Raw genomic sequence first — 2,029 nt, 5'->3', positions numbered from 1 at the left:
TATCTGAAGGCCTCGCTGCGTTCGCACCATTATCGCGAATTCCGGCGGCTGAAGCGGCGCCTCGGCGACCTCGGCAGGCTGGAGCATGTCGTGGCGCGCGGCCCCGAAGACATCCGCCACGCCATCGAGAACTTCCTGACGCTGGAGGCGGCCGGCTGGAAGGGCCGCGAACGCACCGCCATGGCGATCGACCGTTTCCGCGCCGCCTTCGCCCGCGAAGCCGTGCACCGGCTGGCCGAGCAGGACATGTGCCGCATCCATTCGCTGACGCTCGACGGCCGCACCATTGCCTGCCTGATCGTCTTCGTCGAAGCCGGCATCGCCTACACCTGGAAGACCGCCTATGACGAGACGCTGGCCAGCTATTCGCCGGGCACCTTGCTGATGATCGAGGTGACCGGGCAGCATCTCGACGATCCCAACATCATGATGACCGATTCCTGCGCCGTGCCCGACCATCCGGTGATGAGCCGGCTATGGGCCGAGCGCAAGCCGATGGGCACGCTGGTGATCGGCCTGACGCCGGACGCCGACCGCCTCACCCGCCAGGCCGCCTCGCAACTGCACCTCTACCGCGAAACCCGCAACATGGCCCGCCTGCTGCGCAACCGCATGAAGAGCTTGTTGGGGCGGCGCTGAGAAAAGGCAAGGGTGCGGTTCTGGAAGGATGGCACATTTTCGCTGCAATATTTGACACAGAGGTGGCCGGGACTTTACTTCGATTGCCCAAGAGGCAAGCGCTAAGATCGACTTCCGCTTCAAAAAAACGAGATTTCTTGCAGCAATTTTCCGGTGAAACCCGGCAAGATCTACTCGCATTCTTGTCCTTGATGCACGATAGTCTAGTGATTCGGTCCGCGATGAGAGAAAAATGTCGCTGAATCATGAGGCCAACGGCGCCCGGCACATCAGTGCGAACGACAGCGCCGTTGTCCGAAGGGCCGACGAAGACTTCGAAGAACTGATTCGAAGCATCCGAGCCGCCACGCATCAAGCTTTGCCTCTCTTCGAAGAGGAGCCCGTGACCGGATTGGCCCAGTCAGACACGCTGGCCGCCTCCCTCGGCTCGACTTCGGCCCGGACGGGCTCGAGTCAGGCCCACGCCATGCGCGGCTCCTCGCTCTTGTCCAACGATGACGACTTGGCGTGGTCGCTGGTTGAGGACTATGTGGCCAGGCTCGATGCGCAAACGCACGATGCCGACGCTCCCGATACGGACAAATGGGACTTGCAGGAAGAGGTGGCGAAGCTGCAACGTTTGCAGGATCGCACCTCGAAAGAGCTTGGGCGAAAATCGCGCGAGCTATCGATCGCAAGCAAGACCATCGCCGACCTGGAGGTCCAACTCAACAGGGCACGGCAGACCATTGCGCAGGCGGATAGGCATGCCGGCCAGCGCGCAACACGGTTCCTCGAAGCGAATGTCGAGGTCGAGCGCCTGGGACGGAACCTGGCGCGCGTGTCGGGGCAACTCCGCGACGAGACCATGGCCAGGCAAGCCGCCGAGCAGGCGCGTGAGGACGTTGCATTGCGGCTCGCCAGCTTGCAACAGGCCGCCATGCTGCTTCGTTCCAAGGTCGCGGACTACCAAGTCCACAACGAACGACTGACCGGCAAACTATCTGCGCAGATGCTTGTACAGCAGGACCTGCAAGCGCGGCTGTCCACGGTCGAGCATCAGCGCGGCGTTCTCGGCGATTGCGCCGCCGCCGCGCAGGAACGGGCCGTCGAACTTGAAAAGAGGTTGCGCTTGCTCCAGCGCAGCACCCCCGATCAAAGCGTGGTCCGCGCAACGCCGAGCGCCGGGCAGCGCGCCGAGGACGTGGCCGAGCATCGGCGCCAAACCTCGGAAACCGAGATTGCGAATTTACGCCAGGAGCGCGACGCGGCGCGCCGAGACTGTGGCGCGGTGAAGGTTCAACTCGCCGATCTCCGCTTGCGCGGCATGACCGACGAACTCGCGCATGCCCGTTGCCGCAACGAGAACCGCCAGCTTCACCAAAGGCTGGAAACGCTGACACGCCAGGAT

2 protein-coding genes are annotated in these 2,029 nt (G+C 63.3%); both read left to right on the top strand.

The window, feature by feature from the left end; genetic code table 11:
• On the top strand, positions 1–639 hold a 639-nt coding region (locus ENZ74_RS30395), incomplete at its 5' end, for a GNAT family N-acetyltransferase (RefSeq protein WP_164761331.1).
• A 232-nt stretch (positions 640–871) separates the two neighbouring features.
• On the top strand, positions 872–2,029 hold a 1,158-nt coding region (locus ENZ74_RS30390; protein ID WP_164761330.1), incomplete at its 3' end, for a hypothetical protein.

The sequence above is a fragment of the Mesorhizobium sp. M7A.F.Ca.CA.002.15.2.1 genome (genome assembly GCF_003998715.1).
GTDB classification, from domain to species: domain Bacteria; phylum Pseudomonadota; class Alphaproteobacteria; order Rhizobiales; family Rhizobiaceae; genus Mesorhizobium; species Mesorhizobium ciceri.
This window is presented reverse-complemented; position numbering and strand designations above follow the sequence as displayed.